This is a genomic window from Weissella cibaria, from assembly GCF_004521965.1.
Classification (GTDB): domain Bacteria; phylum Bacillota; class Bacilli; order Lactobacillales; family Lactobacillaceae; genus Weissella; species Weissella cibaria_A.
This window is the reverse complement of record NZ_SDGK01000016.1, coordinates 1-16,934: the sequence shown is the minus strand read 5'-3', so window position 1 is coordinate 16,934 and position 16,934 is coordinate 1. Positions and strand designations below refer to the sequence as shown.

At 42.7% G+C, this 16,934-nt stretch carries 12 protein-coding genes; 10 read left to right on the top strand and 2 right to left on the bottom strand.

What is annotated here, in order from left to right; all coding sequences use genetic code 11:
• The first annotated feature begins 337 nt into the window (after positions 1 to 337).
• The 10 genes from EST42_RS02545 to EST42_RS02505 all read left to right on the top strand — a co-directional run bounded on the left by EST42_RS02545 (position 338) and on the right by EST42_RS02505 (position 14,291).
• Positions 338 to 1,732: an FAD-binding oxidoreductase gene (locus EST42_RS02545; protein WP_134644077.1), complete on the top strand. Its 1,395-nt coding sequence runs from the start codon at positions 338 to 340 to the stop codon at positions 1,730 to 1,732.
• A gap of 118 nt (positions 1,733 to 1,850) precedes the next feature.
• Positions 1,851 to 3,902 (top strand): polyphosphate kinase 1, encoded by a 2,052-nt coding sequence (ppk1, locus tag EST42_RS02540; RefSeq protein ID WP_134644076.1) that lies wholly within the window; start codon positions 1,851 to 1,853, stop codon positions 3,900 to 3,902.
• Between the two features lie 18 nt (positions 3,903 to 3,920).
• On the top strand, positions 3,921 to 4,895 hold the full coding sequence (locus EST42_RS02535) for a Ppx/GppA family phosphatase (RefSeq protein ID WP_134644075.1): 975 nt from the start codon (positions 3,921 to 3,923) through the stop codon (positions 4,893 to 4,895).
• A gap of 69 nt (positions 4,896 to 4,964) precedes the next feature.
• On the top strand, positions 4,965 to 5,258 hold the full coding sequence (locus EST42_RS10920) for an alcohol dehydrogenase catalytic domain-containing protein (protein WP_245150344.1): 294 nt from the start codon (positions 4,965 to 4,967) through the stop codon (positions 5,256 to 5,258).
• Between the two features lie 100 nt (positions 5,259 to 5,358).
• Positions 5,359 to 5,874 (top strand): zinc-binding dehydrogenase, encoded by a 516-nt coding sequence (locus EST42_RS10915; RefSeq protein WP_245150343.1) that lies wholly within the window; start codon positions 5,359 to 5,361, stop codon positions 5,872 to 5,874.
• 477 nt (positions 5,875 to 6,351) lie between these two features.
• Positions 6,352 to 7,761 (top strand): hypothetical protein, encoded by a 1,410-nt coding sequence (locus tag EST42_RS02525; protein ID WP_134644074.1) that lies wholly within the window; start codon positions 6,352 to 6,354, stop codon positions 7,759 to 7,761.
• 215 nt (positions 7,762 to 7,976) lie between these two features.
• Positions 7,977 to 10,862, top strand: coding sequence for a type I restriction endonuclease subunit R (locus tag EST42_RS02520; protein WP_134644073.1), 2,886 nt, complete (start codon positions 7,977 to 7,979; stop codon positions 10,860 to 10,862).
• A gap of 132 nt (positions 10,863 to 10,994) precedes the next feature.
• Positions 10,995 to 11,588 carry a restriction endonuclease subunit S gene (locus tag EST42_RS02515; protein WP_167711050.1) on the top strand — a complete coding sequence of 198 codons (594 nt, stop codon included), beginning with the start codon at positions 10,995 to 10,997 and terminating at the stop codon, positions 11,586 to 11,588.
• The gene (locus EST42_RS02510) at positions 11,588 to 13,144 is read left to right on the top strand and encodes a type I restriction-modification system subunit M (RefSeq protein WP_134644071.1); all 1,557 of its coding nucleotides are present in this window, start codon (positions 11,588 to 11,590) and stop codon (positions 13,142 to 13,144) included. The genes EST42_RS02515 and EST42_RS02510 overlap by 1 nt, the downstream gene beginning before the upstream one ends.
• A 1-nt stretch (position 13,145) precedes the next feature.
• Positions 13,146 to 14,291, top strand: coding sequence for a restriction endonuclease subunit S (locus EST42_RS02505; protein WP_134644070.1), 1,146 nt, complete (start codon positions 13,146 to 13,148; stop codon positions 14,289 to 14,291).
• Positions 14,292 to 14,349: 58 nt separating this feature from the next.
• Here the strand turns inward: EST42_RS02505 and EST42_RS02500 are convergent, their stop codons facing one another.
• A complete protein-coding gene (locus tag EST42_RS02500) occupies positions 14,350 to 15,270 on the bottom strand; it encodes a site-specific integrase (protein WP_134644069.1) in 921 nt (306 codons plus the stop codon).
• A gap of 111 nt (positions 15,271 to 15,381) precedes the next feature.
• On the bottom strand, positions 15,382 to 16,497 hold the full coding sequence (locus EST42_RS11510) for a restriction endonuclease subunit S (protein ID WP_245150352.1): 1,116 nt from the start codon (positions 16,495 to 16,497) through the stop codon (positions 15,382 to 15,384).
• Between the last annotated feature and the right edge of the window lie 437 nt (positions 16,498 to 16,934).

Below are 16,934 nucleotides of genomic sequence, written 5' to 3'. Positions count from 1 at the left end.
TATCACCCAAATCGTAAACAAAATTGTTGTATTCACAGTCTGGATACGTCCAGTACGGGAACTCGTTGTTATCGTCTTCCCAGGCTAAAACTAGGTTCAAATCGTTAGTATTGAATTCACTACCACAATTTTCGCAAGTTACTACCATTCTGGCCAAAAGGGTTTGGGCAAACATTAAAGATAATAAAGTACCACCATTTTAACTGTGATAAATTTTGTATTCTGGAGAATGAATTTAGCTTTCACCACAATACCGGACTTTTGTGTTTATTTTTAGTAAGCGAGTTAAGATGTAAGCATAACATACACACTAGCTGAGAAACGGAAGGTCGAAGTGATGTCGATTAATTTTGCAGCGTTCTCGAACCAGGATATTATTGCGGCCTTGCAAGCGCAGGTCGCAACTGGTGATGTCTTAACTGATCAAGACACATTGTATAAGTATAGTGATGATCAATATTCAGTGGTTGACCAAGTAATCCTACCACTCGCCGTCATTGAAGCGGCTACGATTGCAGATGTGCAAGCGGTGTTAGCCGTAGCCCGTCAGTACCACTTGACGGTGATTACCAAGGCAACGGGTACCAGTGTGGTATCCGGCTCACGAGGCCGGTCGGGTGCGGTGATTTTGTCGCTTGATCGTATGAACCACATTTTGGAAGTGAATCCCGATGACTCTGTGGCAGTTGTTGAGCCGGGAGTAATTAACAAGGATTTGGATAAAGCTGCGCGTGAAGTTGGCTTCTTCTACGCGCCTGACCCAGGCTCAAAGAATATCAGTAGTATTGGTGGTAATGTGTCAACAAACGCTGGTGGTATGAGTTCTGTGCGTTATGGCGTGACCAAGGATAATATTCTTGGTGTGAAGGTTGTGCTTGCGGATGGTCGTTTAGTGACGTTAGGTGGCCGTACGCTGAAGCAGGCGTTTGGTTATGATTTGACACAGTTGTTTGTTGGTTCGGAAGGAACGTTAGGTGTGATTGTTGAAATCACCGTCAAGCTGAGTCCAATCCCAGTGGGGACGCCCTTAACTGGGATTGCGTTCTTTAAGAATATGGCCGATTTGGCCAAGGGAACTGGGGCCTTGCGTCGTTCAGGTGTCTACCCAACCATGCTGGAAGCGCTCGACGCGGCGACTGTGGCTGCTTTGGACCGTTTTGAAGGCACGCACTACGCTGACAAACATGCGACGATGCTGATTTTTAAGCTGGATTTTTCAACACCTGAAATTCTCAACATTAGTGAGCAAACGTTGACGGCGAATGGTGCTTTTGACGTTCAGGTAACGGATGATCCTGAGAAAGCGGCGGCATTGCTTAAGTTACGCCAGGATATGTTGCCAGCTATTTTTAAGGATAAGAACCACGTCATGGAAGACATGGCCTTGCCGTTGTCACAGATGGCCGGCATGATGGATTACATCACATCGCTTGGCGAGAAGTACGGCCTTGAACTGTACGTTGCTGGTCACGCTGGCGATGGTAACGTCCACCCATCAATCGTTTGGGACCAAAATGTGACCGAGCCACCAGCTGGTGTAGCGGAAGCAATTAGCGATATGTTCAAGGAAACGATTCGCCGTGGTGGGACGATTTCAGGTGAACACGCGGTTGGTTTGCAGAAGAATCAGTGGAACAATTATGAACTCGGCGAGACGGATTATTTGCAACACCAAATCAAAGCCTTATTGGATCCAATGGGTCTATTGAACCCACAAGTAAAAATTAATTAATCAGCAAAGCGTGCAAGTTGTAACATTCTTGCACGCTTTGTCATTTTTCGCTGATTTTCACTGGAGAATTGGGACCGATTAGGCGTATAATTTGGTCACTCGGGGGAGGGGATTATTCATGAGATTAGACTTTTTAACACACCACGATTTTATGAATCGTGAGTTAAGTTGGTTGGCCTTTAATGAACGTGTTTTGGCACTGAGTCAGGATGCAGGCCAGCCACTTTTGGAAAGAGCAAATTTTTTAAGTATCACGCAGAGTAATTTTGATGAATGGTACATGGTCCGCATGGCGGATTTGATTCGTGATATTCAATCTGGGAATGATAAGAAGGATCCAGCGGGCATGACGCCACAACAACAAATGAATGCGGTGCGCCATGCTATTCGTAAGCAGTTACGGCACCAATACCAGAGCTATGAAGCTTTCAAAGTTGCTTTGAGCAATGTGCATTTACCTATTTTGCCGGTGGCGGATTTAAAGGCGCATGACCGGACAGCGGTTCGCCAGATTTTTCAGCAGACGATTCAGCCACGGTTGACCTTAAAGGCAATGGACGAGACCAGCTTATCAGAAGTATCCAACGGGACGATTAACTTTGTCGTTGGTCATACGGGAGATGCGGGCTGGACGACGTTTGCCCTGCCAACGACGACACCACGATTTATCCGCGTACCAGGACCTAACATCCGCTTTGTGACGACGACGGATGTCGTGACGACGTACATTGCTGATTTAGCGACTAACCTGGCTGATAAGCAGGTCTATCAATTCCGTATCTTGCAAGATATGAGTATGCCCATTTTGCCAAAATCAACGACTGATGTGGTGGATGCCATTCAAGCAGAGGTTGATAAACGGGCGACGGCGCCAGCAATTAATTTGACGGTTTCGGCGCAGATGCCAGCCAAATTGAAACGCCATTTGCAGCGGGTTTTGGGTGTTGACCGGCTTCACGTCTTTAAGGTTAAGGGCCCACTGGCGTATGATTTTGTGACTGAATTAAATGACTTATTGAAACAAGAAGGCAAAGCTGCTGAGTTTGCTTTCTTGCATTATCACCCATACCAGCCACACCAGGTGAAGGCGCTGGCGCGGGCTGATATTTTTGATAACATTGTGGCACAGGATTATCTTGTGCATCATCCGTATGACAGTTATGACGCGGTATTGAATTTCTTTCAGCAGGCGGCGCATGATGACTCGGTGTCAGAAATCGGCATTTCCATTTATCGGGTGTCGCATGATTCGCCCATTGTGGCGGCACTTGCGCAAGCCGCCCAGGCGGGCAAACACGTGATGGCACTGGTTGAGATTAAGGCCCGGTTTGATGAACCAAACAACTTGAAATTGGTCGATACACTACAAGCTGCTGGTGTGACCGTGTTTACAAGTTTCCCAGCGATGAAAGTCCATGCCAAGATGGCCTATGTTGTTCGGAACGGTCGCACGATTGTTCATTTGGGAACGGGTAACTACAACGATAAGACGGCTCACTTTTACACGGACTTTGGTTTGTTTACTGCCGATGAGTACATGGCAGCTGATGTCCGGCGCGTGTTTGCTTATGTGACAGGGCAAGCATCACAACCGCAAGAACTGGCTGACATTCGAATTGCGCCAAATATGCTGCGTGCCACTTTAGTTGAACAGATTGATGAAATGATTGTCGCAGCCGATGCTGGTAAACACCCCGAAATCTGGTTCAAAGTGAATTCTATTTCGGACCAGGAGTTGATTGAACGGTTGTATATCGCGAGCCAAGCCGGGGTGCACATTCATTTGCTGGTCCGGGGGATTGCAACAGCGATGCCGAACCTGCCTAATGTGAGTGAGAATATTCAAATCCGCTCAATTGTTGGGCGGTTACTCGAACACTCACGCATTTATCTGTTTAAACGGGATAAAGAGGATGTGACGGTTTATCTGGCGTCTGCGGATGCGATGCCGCGTAACTTTGACCGGCGCGTAGAACTGCTGTTTCCAATTCACGATGCGACGTTGAAACACCGTATTCGTAAAATTTTCCGGCAGATGTGGTCAGACCGGGCACAAAGCTTCAATAAAAACCGTAATGGGCGGTATGTCCGACGTAAGCTAAAGGCGGATTCAGATCCGGTACCGGTGCAAGAACGCTTATTAATTGCAGCTGAAAATGAAAACGACTAACACTGGAGGAGGGAAATTATGCCTACATTAGCAATTTTGGATCTTGGTTCAAACTCGGTTCGTATGATGGTCAATCGCATTGATGCAGATGGGTCATATGAAGTATTAGACCGCCGTCAAGAAATGGTGCGAATGTCAGCGGGCATGGGCGATGAGAAAGTGATTCAACCAGATGCAATTGACCGGACAATGGTGGCACTGGCTGAATTTAAAGAAATTTATACGACGTTTGATGAACAGGTACACGTGCGGGCTGTTGCCACGGCTGCTGTACGTCAGGCCAGCAATCAAGCGGAGTTTTTAGCGCGTTTTAAAGAAACAATGGGATTTGACCTGACCGTTATTTCAGGTGATCAGGAAGCGGTGTATGACTTCAAAGGGGTCATGAATTCGCTACCAGTTAATGACGCGCTGATTTTGGATACTGGTGGGGCGTCGACTGAAATGATTTTGGTGAAGTCCGGTAAGATGGTGCAACGAATCAGCGTGCCAATCGGGGCAGTCAATATTACGGAAGTCCATTTGGAGAAAGACCTGGTTAGTGCGAAGAGTTTGTTCAACGCGTTGACGGCGACGAATAAATACTTCCATGATATTGCTTGGTTAGCAAATGCAGTGAACTTGCCGATTATTGCCATCGGTGGCTCTAACCGAACGTTGGCTAAGATTATGCGACACCGTCGTAATCAGTTGGATTTACCCGTGCACGGTTATCAAATGACTAAGGACGAGGTCGATGATATCTTTGCCGAATTGTTAGGTGATACAAAGGCGGAACGCATTGAAATTCGTGGTTTGTCGAAAGCCCGGGGCGATATTATTATTGGGGGTGTTTTGCCGATTGTGACGTTGTTGACGATTATCGATAGTAATAAGGTGATTTTCTCACAGTCAGGTATTCGTGAAGGCGTGCTATTTGCGACGATTGAAGAGTTAACTAATCAGCATGTTTTGAACCCCGAGGCACGGCAGTTAACGATTGATGCCGATTAAGGGCCATTTTTCGCTACCTATTTTAGGCGGGTGTACACTATTCGTAAATAAGAAAAGAAGGCAAGAAACATGAAGGCAGTTGCACGAAATCGGTTAGGTGATTTCGATTCGTTAGTTGATGCAGAGGTCCGTAATTTGAAGGTGGTAGCTGATGAAATCTTAGTTAAGACGCGCTCGGTTGCAGTGGACCCAATTGATATTAAGATTGGAAATGGTAGCCGTGGTGGTCGAGATGGCATGATTTTGGGTTCGCCTGTGGCTGGGGAGGCTATTGCGATTGGTCGTAATATTCGTGGCTTCAAGGTTGGTGATCGGTTAGTCGCTAATGTTCGTGGTGGTAAAACCTACGCAGAAGAAGTTTGAGTGCCAGAACGATTGGCGGCGCACATTCCTGATAATGTGGCATACGCAACCGCTGTGTCAGTGGTGCTAGGTGGTCAAACTGGTTACAGTGGCATTGTCAGTGGATTGCAAGTTAATGCTGACCAACGTGTTTTGGTTCACGGCGGGTGGCTCGGGTTCAGTTGGATTAATGGCCATTCAAGCAGCGCTGAATGCCGGTGCCGACGTAAGCGCTACGGCCAGTGGTTGGGGCTTGCAAATGTTGCGTGAGAAGTTCCCACAAGTGACGGGTTTTGATTATAAAACGGATGATATTACGGCTAACGGGGCTGTGTATGATGCAGTTTATGATACGGTTGGTTCGGAGCGGGTGTTGGCGGCTTCATTTAAGGCTACCAAGCCAAATGGTCATGTCTTGTCTATTGTTGCACGTTCACATCGTGATCCGCGCTTTGTTCACTTCTTTAAACAAGCGAGTGGTGAGACCGTGCAGACTTTGTTGGATGGCTTAAGCAGTGGTCGCTTTATCAGTGTGATTGATAGCAAATTGCCATTGAGCGCTGATAATGTACGGTTGGATTATGCGCGTCTGCAACAGGGTGGCGTGCATGGTAAGTTGATTTTGACGGTTGGATAAACCGTTAATTAAAATTAAATGATAAAACTATTGACACTTACTAATAATCGGCCTATTCCCATGTCCATCGAGTGATGAAAAGATAAGTATTAGTTGGTATGTTAGACAGAGAGTCGATGGGTGGTGTGAATCGACAACAAGCCACTATGAAAACGGTCTTGGAGCTTTATGTATTTGCGAGAAATTGTAAGTGGATCCCGGGTGCGCCCGTTATCGCGTGCAAGTATATCTGGAGGCTGTATCAGCTGGAAGGCGTACTTTTGAGGGTGGATTGGCGATAGTCTATCGAATCTGGGTGGTAACACGAGTTAATTCGTCCCGGGGATGCTAGTTATAGCGTTCCTGGGATTTTTTTTGTTAAATCTCCTCCTGAATACCGTTTATTATGTTCGATTTATAGTACATATTTATAATGAATTCAATTTAGTGGTATATTTTATTTATTATGTATGATTTAGATTGAGAGAAACGTGGAAAATGGAGAGACAATATAGTTTTGAAGGTAGAACAGTTTCTGAAAGTAAAGCCAAAGAAACAATAACAAGTAGATCGAAACAATCACTTCTTGATCTAGTTAAAGACAGTGGGATTTCGGGAAAGTTTCCTTTGACATTAGATGAATGGGTTAATTTACCGTATTTGAATTTTGATCAGTCAGATCTTGTGTGTCAGTTACGTAGGATTTGGAGTTTGACCGAATGGGAAAAGGAATATCTCGTGGATTTAAATACCGTCATGAAGTATCGCCGAAAGGGTTCTATGATTTTTCCGTTTGATTTAAACCGACTAAAAGACACTGGTGATGTCAGGTTTAATGAGTTTATGGATATATGGGATACTCTAGTGACACAAAATGGTGGTCCAGAAATTTTAAAAAATAATCGGATTAACATTAAAGCTCTGAACAAAGTTTGGAAGACTGTCAACTCGTTCGAGGATGAAGAAATAAACATAAACAATCTTTACGAAAGAATCATTGAACGTAGGAACGTTACCTTAAGTGAAGAGGAGGAATTATCTTCTTACCGTAAATATGCTAGGCAGAAGTTGGACAAACTTCTCGGTGTGTCAGTGGACATAGAGACAATAAAAAACTTGAGCTTGGATAAATATACGGGCGCAACCAAAAGATTCGTAAGTAACCTGCTAAAACTATCTATGAATTTTGACGGAACAACGTACCTGCGATATCAATCAGCCTGGAATGTGAGAGTGCTAGCTAACAGTCTGCAGCGACATAATGTGAGTGCAAAACATAGCCAGAAAAAAGATGGAAATGAGAAAGTTGATACTAAATCTGAGATTACAGTAGTTAATTGCTTTTTTAATGATATTACAACTATGCCGGCGTATGACTTTCCATTTGACCTAGAAAAATGGATGAAAATGGGTCGCGTTTTGCACGATGGAAAAGAAGGTGCATTTAACGAAAACCTTGTGATTAAGAAGTTACGAACTTCTTTGCCCCAATATACTGATTTCTTATTAAACAAGGTGATTAAGTTTGACTCTGAAACTTTCCAGGCGTATAAGGTTGCGTGGTCAAAGGCACAAGAAAGATGGTTTGCGCATTCCAAACGCGGAATAGGTTCAAAGAGTAATTTGCGAACATCACGTGCAAAAGAAGGGCATGCAATTAACTATAGTTACGGTAACGATGGGATTGTAGATAAAATATCCGTCGAAAAGCGCATCGTGGCACAACCGCCTGTCATTAGAAAGCGGAAAGTCAAGATTGTGGCAACTACAGGCGCTGCGGGTGTTATATGTGGTAAGAAGCCCGAACCGGTATCTAAGCTTAAGAGTAAGAAAAAAAGAGAACACGTCTCCGATTGTTGCAAAGAAAGCAGACACAAAAAAGAAAAAGCCAAAGAAAAGTACATCTAAAACAAGGACAAAACGTGCGATGAGTTCATATACTCCGATACGACGAGTATCAGCTCATGTAAGAGATAACTTGTTTTATTCTGACAACTCGCACCATGAATATTAAGGTGCAGAGTTAGCGAAGTAATAAAATTTGCATAACATTTTGATATAATAATGGAATAGAAATTACGCTGTAATTAGCAGCGTTATAAATTAGATTGGAAGTAATGAGTATGAGTAGTGGGCACCAATCAGAATATGATTTAGAAAATAAATTAATCCAAAAGCTGAATGCGATTGGGTACAAAAGCGTTAAGCTACCTGATGTTGAGTCGATGGCAGCGCACTTTCGCCAAGTAATGAACGAATACAACGCTGAGGCATTGAAGGGAACGCCACTTTCTGACGATGAATTTAAACGTGTTCAGAATGAGTTGCGCCGATCACAAGGAATCTTTGAAACAGGTAAGTTACTCCGAGGTACAGACACGTCACCATACGGGCGTGTTGCGATTACTCGTGATGACAATACACCGTTGACGATTTATTTCTTCGACGGTAAGGACTGGAATAACAATATCTTTGAAGTGACCCACCAAGTTACAAACTCTGATGGGCTACATGAGAATCGTTATGATGTGACGATTTTGATTAACGGGTTGCCAGTCACACAGATTGAATTGAAGCGCCGAGGTGTTGACTTTACACAGGCATTCAACCAAATTTTGCGTTATCGTACGGAGAGTTTGCGTACGAACTTCTTATTTAACTTCTTGCAATTCTTCGTTGTATCAAACGGTGGTGAAACGCGTTACTTCGCCAATGGGGATGGCAAGCTCAATTCGAACTTTATGTTCTATTGGACCGATGAGAAGAACGCTTGGTTGAACGAGCTTGATTTATTCACGGTGAGTTTCTTTGATCCAGTCCGTTTGCATAGCATGATTGCGAAGTACACGATTTTTGACGAAGACAACAGTCGCATGATTGTTATGCGTCCTTATCAAGTGTACGCAGTAGAAGCAATTGTCAAACAAGCACAAGTAAACCCAGAAAAGAACGGTTATATTTGGCACACAACAGGGTCTGGAAAGACAATTACTTCTTTTAAGGCCGCGCGATTGTTGGCACAAAATACCAACGCTGAGAAGGTTATTTTCTTGATTGACCGTTCAGATCTGGACATTCAGACGGCTAAGAATTTTAATTCGTACCTACCTAAGTCTGGTGCGAACAATGAACCTGCGCTGGACCGCACAACGAACACAAAGAACCTTGTGTCACAATTGACTGACACAAGTACACAACTGATTATTACAACAATTCAAAAGTTGAATAATGCAGTTACGAGTGACAAATTCAAAAACATCTTGGCATCTTATCACGATAAGCGTGTTATTTTCATTGAAGATGAGGCTCACCGTTCTCAATTTGGAGAGATGCGCAAGAATGTGAACAAATGGTTTATGAATGCGCAACACTTTGGATTTACGGGTACGCCAATTTTCAAGGAAAACATTGGTAAGGATGGACGTACTACCGATGACTTGTATGATGAGCGTTTACATTCATACTTGATTAAGGACGCAATTCGCGATCGAAACGTTTTGGCGTTTAACGTGGAATACATTAACACAATCCAAGGTCATGGTATCGTCACTGATGAAGACACGGTTGCAAAGGGTATCGACAAAAAAGAAGTATGGGAAAATCCAGATCGGTTGAAGATGATTGCGCAACATATTGTGTTGAATCACGGAAATCGTTCAAAGGGGCGTCACTATAACGCCATCTTTGCGGTGCCAAACACACGTGTTGCTTTGCAATACTATGAGATTTTCAAGGAAATGAAGACGGACTTGAATGTCTCAAGCATCTTCACATGGACTGCGAATGAAGCGGACAACGAAGATAATCAAGGTGAGCCAGCTGAAGAATTGCAGACTTCACGTCTTGGTTTGGATAAAATCATTGCTGATTACAATGCCAAGTACGGCACTAACTTCTCAACGGACACATTCCCAGATTACTTTGCAGACGTTTCAAAGCGTATGAAGGAACAAAACGAGAACACCAAGGAAGATAATATCGACATCTTGATTGTTGTTAACATGTTCTTGACCGGATTTGATGCGCCTCGTATGTCGACACTTTACTTAGATAAGAAGTTACAGTGGCACAACTTGATTCAAGCTTACTCACGAACTAACCGTGTGGAAGAAAAGTCAAAGCCATTTGGAAATATTGTGTCATATCGCAATTTAAAGAAGGCGACAGATGAGGCTGTGACGCTGTTCTCCGATGGTGACAAGTCGAGCTTCTTCGCGCCGGATTACAATGAATTGCATGGTGAATTTGTCGATAACATTGTCACGTTGCGCAAGGTTGTTCCAACGCCTGAATCCGTTGATGCGTTGTATAACGCAACGGACGAGGAGTTGGCTGAATTTGTGCAATCATTCCGAGATGTTTTGCGCACGTTTAACAAGATTAATGTCTATGATGAATTTGATTGGGCAAACTTCTCTGATTTTTCTGAGCAAGATCTCGAAAACTATCGTGGAAAGTACTACGCTGCCTACGAAGAATGGAAGAAGCGGACACGAGATGGTGCCGACGATGCGGGTAAGGTATCAGTTCTGGATGATATCGACTTTGAACTAGACTTGATTGCCCGTGATGTTATCGACGTTTCTTATATCGTTAAGTTGATTCGTGCAATTACTCCTGGCGATTACAAGGATGATGTTCGCAAGATTAAGCGTTTGTTGAACAATGCCGATTCAAAGGAATTGAAGACGAAGGCTGAACTGTTGGCTGAATTCTTGGATGAGGTTGTGCCACAACTTCATCCAGGAGACAGCGTACCTGATTCATTGAACAACTATTTGATTGATCGTCGTAATCAAGACATTGAGAAGTTCGCCAAGGAAAATGAACTTGAACCAGAATTCGTTGATGAAAAGGTTAATGATTACGAGTTTGCTCATAAGATGAAGGAAGAAGAGATGAGTACTGAATTAGCGGGAATGGGATTCACGTTTATGAAGACTCGCTCATTGAAGAAGAAAATTGTTAGCTTCGTTGAAGAGGCGGTAGACAAGTACATTCTGTCTTAAACGAAAAGAGGCCACCGTGGCCTCTTTTTTGAAATAATGATTTATTTCGTTGACTCAATCTTTTAAGACTGCTATATTATTATTTGTCTAAAAGAAATAATGAGTTATTTCAAAAGAAGCAAGGAGGGTGATATGCAACTTGGGGATTTAATGACGTTTAAATCCGGCGAAGTCGTGACAAGGTTGGCGCAAAGAAGTCCTTTGAAGACAACTTCGGGTGATTATCGTTTATACGATATGTCTGTATTTGCTAGTGAATCTGGTGAAGCAGGACGAAATGATGATCCGAGATATTTGGACATGGCTGACGGTCTTGCGCCAATGCCAGCTGATTCAGTGGTGTTGGCAATTATTGGTGGTCGAATGACCCTTTCTAAGGGAGTCGATCCTGATGGAACGCCATATATCTTGGATTCAAATTTTTCGTGGATTCAGACTGACGAAACACGATTGGATGCCGGTTACTTGGTTTATTGGTTTAACGAGTCGGCCGCTGCGAAAAGATTGATTCATGCCGCGGTAACAGGTACAACAATGCCTAAGCTGTCATTGAAGTCGATTACAGAATTTGAAATCGATCTACCGCCGATAAAGGTACAACAAAAAATTGGTAGGTTATATCAAATGATGCGACGCCGACGACAATTGATTCAACGTCGCGAACAACTATTTACAGAATTAACATTGGCATCACTTGCCGATGTCACTCATAAGGAGAAGGATTAATGGCAGAAACGCACGAAACGCAGGCGCAACAGCAAGCAGAACTACAAAAGCAACTATGGGCCATCGCAAATGATTTGCGCGGTAACATGGACGCGAACGAATTCCGAAACTACATTCTAGGTTTGATTTTCTACCGTTTCCTTTCGGAACGAGTAGAGGAGTATGCGGATAAGTTGTTGGCTGCAGACGGTATTACGTTCGAAGAAGCGTACAACGATAACGAAATTAAGAGCGACTTGGTAGACGAAATTACTAACTCACTTGGATTCTTTGTTCAACCACAATACTTGTTTGGCAAGATGGTTAAGGATATCTTGGCTGGTCAATTCTCAATCGAAAACTTGCAAGAAGCAGTTAACGAAGTTGAAGCCTCAACAGTTGGTTATGCTTCAGAAGAAGATTTCCGTGGCTTATTTGAAGACATGGATTTGAACTCATCACGTTTAGGAAACACACCAGCAAAGCGTTCTGAGTTGATGGCTGAAGTTATCAAGCACTTGGCTGATATTAGCTTTAACGCTGGTGATAGCAAGATTGATGTGCTTGGGGATGCCTACGAATACTTGATTGGTCAATTTGCCGCATCAGCTGGTAAGAAGGCCGGTGAATTCTATACACCACAACAAGTCTCAAAGTTATTGGCTGCGCTTGTTACGACAAGTAAGACACGATTGAAGTCAGTCTATGACCCGACTATGGGATCAGGATCATTGTTGCTTCGTGTTGGTGATAACGTGGAAGTTGCAAATTACTACGGTCAAGAATTGAACGGTACGACATACAACTTGGCTCGTATGAACATGTTGATGCACGATGTTAAGCCAACTGACTTCGAGATGCACCAAGGCGATACTCTTGAAGATGATATGTTTGCAGAACAACAGTTCGAAGCAGTTGTCGCAAACCCACCATATTCAGCTAACTGGCAACCAGACGGTAAGTTGGATGATGAACGTTTCCGTAAGTACGGTAAGACGGCACCTAAGTCAAAGGCCGACTTCGCTTTCGTTGAACACATGTTGTACCACTTGGATGCGTCAGGAACTATGGCTGTCGTTTTGCCGCACGGTGTCTTATTCCGTGGTGCTGGTGAAGGTGTCATCCGTAAGTACATGATTGAACAAGATAACGTTTTGGATGCCGTTATTGGTTTGCCAGCTAACCTGTTCTACGGTACGTCAATTCCAACGACGGTTTTGGTGTTCAAGAAGAACCGTACTAAGAAGGATGTATTATTTATTGATGCGTCAAACGAATTTGAAAAGGGTAAGAACCAAAATTCTTTGACGGACGAAAATGTCCAAAAGATTTTGGATACTTACTTAGCTCGTGAGGACGTGGATAAGTATGCACATGATGCTTCGTTTGATGAAATTAAGGAGAATGACTTCAACTTAAACATCCCACGATATGTTGATACATTTGAAGAAGAAGCGCCGATTGATCTCGCACAAGTTGAGCAAGATTTGAAGGATATTGATGCTGAAATTGCTAAGCTGGAAGCAGAATTTGAAGCTATGAAGGCGGAATTAATTTCAACGGAAGGAGCTGAGTAACATGGTACAAAATCAAAATAAAAGTGTGCCTGAGTTACGGTTTAAAGGCTTTTCTGACGCTTGGGTACAGCGTAAGGTGTCAGATTTAGCTGAAGATACATTTGGTGGTGGTACACCAAAGACCTCAGTACCGGAATTCTGGGAAGGTGATTTGCCTTGGATTCAAAGTTCTGATTTGGTTCAGGACGATGTTTTAAACGAGTATTCAACCAAGTTAATCAGCGCTGAGGCTGTTAAAAATTCCGCAGCGAAGCGAATTCCCGGCGGATCAATCGCAGTGGTTACACGAGTGGGAGTTGGTAAGTTAGCCCTTGTAAATACTGAATATGCAACTAGTCAAGACTTCTTGTCTTTAAGTGATTTGACTGGTGATACCAAGTTTACTCTGTACCTTTTGTATCGCTTGCTTAAGAACGAAGCAGCCAACGCTCAAGGCACTTCAATCAAAGGAATTACAAAAGCCGATTTGTTAAATAAGGTCATCTCACTTCCTACAAACGAAGATGAACAACAAAATGTTGGTGAGTTGTTTGAAAGCTTAGATAAGCTTATCGCTGCTAACCAGCGTAAGGTAGATGCACTTAAAAATCAAAAATTCGCCTATTTAGAGCGTATTTTTAATCAAAAACTCCGTTTCGGTGGTTTTACTGAACCCTGGGTACAGCGTAACCTTGGTGAAGTTGTTGATGTTAAGAGTGGCCGGGACTATAAACACCTAAGTGAAGGTGATATTCCAGTTTATGGTACGGGCGGATACATGCTTAGTGTCGATGAGGCGCTTTCGCAAAATGATGATGCAATTGGAATTGGTCGTAAGGGAACGATAGATAATCCCTACCTTCTGCGCGCTCCATTTTGGACCGTAGATACGTTATTTTATGCGATTCCAAGGGTCGGATTTGATTTGAATTTTACGTTTGACATTTTCCAAAAGGTTAACTGGCGAAAGTTAGATGAATCAACAGGTGTGCCTTCACTTTCTAAGGCAACGATTAATTCAGTGTCTACGGCTGTGCCATCAGAGGACGAACAGATCAAAATTGGTGGCCTATTCGAAAAGATTGACAACCTTATCGCTGCTAACCAGAAAAAGGTAGATGCTTTGACAAAACAGAAGTCTGCTTATCTACAAAAGATCTTTATCTAAATGAATATACAAAAGCCTGAATTTACGATGTTGATAGTCGTAAATTCAGGCTTTTTATTTACATAAGAGATGTTAAGTATCTCATTATCTTATCGTTGTCAGCATTTTCTAATTCTTGAATAACGTGAAGATAAATTCTTTGGGTAGTATTCATTGTGGAGTGACCCAGGCGTCGCGAAACTGTGGCAATCGAAACACCGGCATAGAGAAGTAGTGATGCATGTGAATGGCGTAAACCATGCAAACTAATTACAGGTATACCTGCCTTATTACATAATGTTTCTAGTTGATTGTTCAGTGTTTGTACATATATTCTTTTGGTTGGATTAACAAATATTGGTTGTTCAAGAGGTAGGTCACGTATAAGTTGGGAAAACATCATTGCCGTTTGCCAATCTAATGGTATTTTTCGGACAGATGATTTGTTTTTCGTTGGTGCAAATTCACCCCTGTAGTGTTTGTAGTCCCAAGTTTTAGAAACTTTTATCACATGATGTTTAAAGTCGAAATCAGAAGGAGTTAATCCTAAAGCCTCAGAAATTCTTAAACCTGTTTTGGCGATTAACAATACTAAATAATCTGTATTTATTGAATCGCCTAGTGAAAGTTGTGCTAACAATGCTGTCATTTCATGTTGATGTAAAAACTTAGTCTTGTGTTTTCTCTGAACCGTCCCTTTGATTACTACTTTTCTTGTCGGATCAGAAGTAATCAACCCTTCATCCAATGCGTCTAATAGAGCGGCTTTCATTTGATGATGAAAATCCATGACTGTTTGTCGTTCATGACTGGTCGCATAATCATTTAATAATTGCTGGTAAGCCTGCCTGTTTAACGATTTAAGTGTTTGTTTTGAAGCAAGAGATTGGATGTGAGCAAGAGTGTTCTCGTATTTTTGAAAAGTAACATCACGCACTGCACCACGTTTGTAAAGTTCTAACCATTCTGCAAAGTACTTATGAAATAATATTTGTGTCATTTTTGACACCTCCTAAAATTGATGGCGACGATCGCATGGACTATCATACGAAAAAAAGCCCGACTTTTCAGCCAAGCTTTAATGTTTTTTACTTTGAAAAACAAGGATTGTTTATATAAACATCCTCTGTAAGTAGCTTGTCTTTTGTTTTTGGAGCAGATCTACTTTGCGCTGGTTAGCAGCGATAAGGTTATCCAATGCTTCAAATAGCTTCGCTACAGTCGCTTGTTCATCCCCTGAATCAGGGTATGAAATCTGAATCTCAGATAGAGCTGGATACTTTAAATTCCAAGTATCCGACGTCAATCCTTGAGAATGTTTTTGGAATGTTTGAATCATTTTGTTTGTCTTAAAGAGGTACCCGAAGAAATTTGAATTAGCTCCTTCAATCGGCTTAAGGATTGTATACGCTGGGCTTACGATGCCCTCGTAACGTGATACACCGCTAGCACCTTGCCACATGCGCATGGAGTTATAAGCAATATCACCTTGCTTCACAACCTTGTAGTTGGAACGATCTTCACTCGAATTATCCTTGCGGTCCAATGACGACGCAGGTACTACGCCATGGTTGATCGTTACGGAAATCATCTCACCAACACCTGAACGTTCTGAGCGCTCCTCAAATACTGACTTCACTTTACGCTGTACCCAAGGGCTGGTAGAGCTTGAAAAACGCAAAGTTTGATTAAAAATACGTTCTAAATACGCAGTTTTTATCTGTTTTAAATCATGAACTTTACGCTGGTTAGCAGCGATAAGGTTGTCCACACTCTCAAGAAAGCGCGCAATCTTACTTTGTTCTTCCAAGTTTGGCAGCGGAATTGGCATCTGTACAAAGTCTTTGTCTTTAATTGAAAACCGATCAGCACGAGCTCCTGTATCCCCGTTAAGTTCCATGAATCGATGCCACTTTGTACTTGAAAAGTATTTTTCCAGGTACAACCCATCAACGTCATGCGTTCGGAAAACGTAATAAAGCGGTGACATAACGCCGGTACGTCCCAGTGTATTGCGCTTAATTGGGCCAACGGGCGCGAAGTTTGAAATCCGAGGGTTATAAACAAAGTCCCCGTCGCGTACAACATAATACGTGTTCAAGTTTTTCTCGTTTGAAATATCCTTATCAAAGAAATCACGTTGGCTGATAATGCCATACTCGGCTGAGTTGGTTAATGTCTCCGAAAATTCATTATTCGAGTTCTTTTCGGTGACCTTTTCAGAGATATCAGTTAACTTACGCTGTACCCAAACAAGATTATGACCATTATTTTACTTTAGCGTTTACTTGGGTACAGCGTAAGTTCTCTGATTTGTATAAAAAGAACCTTGAGCGTAACAAAGAACAATTTGGTTCAGATAGAACTATCTCGATTGCGACTATGCGATTTAAAGAGGAAGGTAACGGAGCCTCTGAAGATTCCCTGGCCTCATTCAAAGTACTTCGAGAAGGTGATGTTGCCTTTGAGGGTCACACAAGTAAGCAATTCGCGTTTGGTCGATTTGTGTTGAATGACATCGGAGACGGCATTATGTCGCCACGTTTCACCACACTACGTCCGACTCAGGATATGCCCATCGCTTTTTGGAAACAGTACATCCACTATGTGCTCTTATGCTAGATTTACGGACAGATTTTTCTCTGCCCTGTAAACTAATAGCAG

Bases quoted from the DNA above. Each gene is read 5' to 3' on its own strand.
- EST42_RS02545 (WP_134644077.1), top strand. From the start codon at position 338: ATGTCGATTAATTTTGCAGCGTTCTCGAACCAGGATATTATTGCGGCC.
- ppk1 (WP_134644076.1), top strand. From the start codon at position 1,851: ATGAGATTAGACTTTTTAACACACCACGATTTTATGAATCGTGAGTTA.
- EST42_RS02535 (WP_134644075.1), top strand. From the start codon at position 3,921: ATGCCTACATTAGCAATTTTGGATCTTGGTTCAAACTCGGTTCGTATG.
- EST42_RS10920 (WP_245150344.1), top strand. From the start codon at position 4,965: ATGAAGGCAGTTGCACGAAATCGGTTAGGTGATTTCGATTCGTTAGTT.
- EST42_RS02525 (WP_134644074.1), top strand. From the start codon at position 6,352: ATGGAGAGACAATATAGTTTTGAAGGTAGAACAGTTTCTGAAAGTAAA.
- EST42_RS02520 (WP_134644073.1), top strand. From the start codon at position 7,977: ATGAGTAGTGGGCACCAATCAGAATATGATTTAGAAAATAAATTAATC.
- EST42_RS02515 (WP_167711050.1), top strand. From the start codon at position 10,995: ATGCAACTTGGGGATTTAATGACGTTTAAATCCGGCGAAGTCGTGACA.
- EST42_RS02510 (WP_134644071.1), top strand. From the start codon at position 11,588: ATGGCAGAAACGCACGAAACGCAGGCGCAACAGCAAGCAGAACTACAA.
- EST42_RS02505 (WP_134644070.1), top strand. From the start codon at position 13,146: ATGGTACAAAATCAAAATAAAAGTGTGCCTGAGTTACGGTTTAAAGGC.
- EST42_RS02500 (WP_134644069.1), bottom strand. From the start codon at position 15,270: ATGACACAAATATTATTTCATAAGTACTTTGCAGAATGGTTAGAACTT.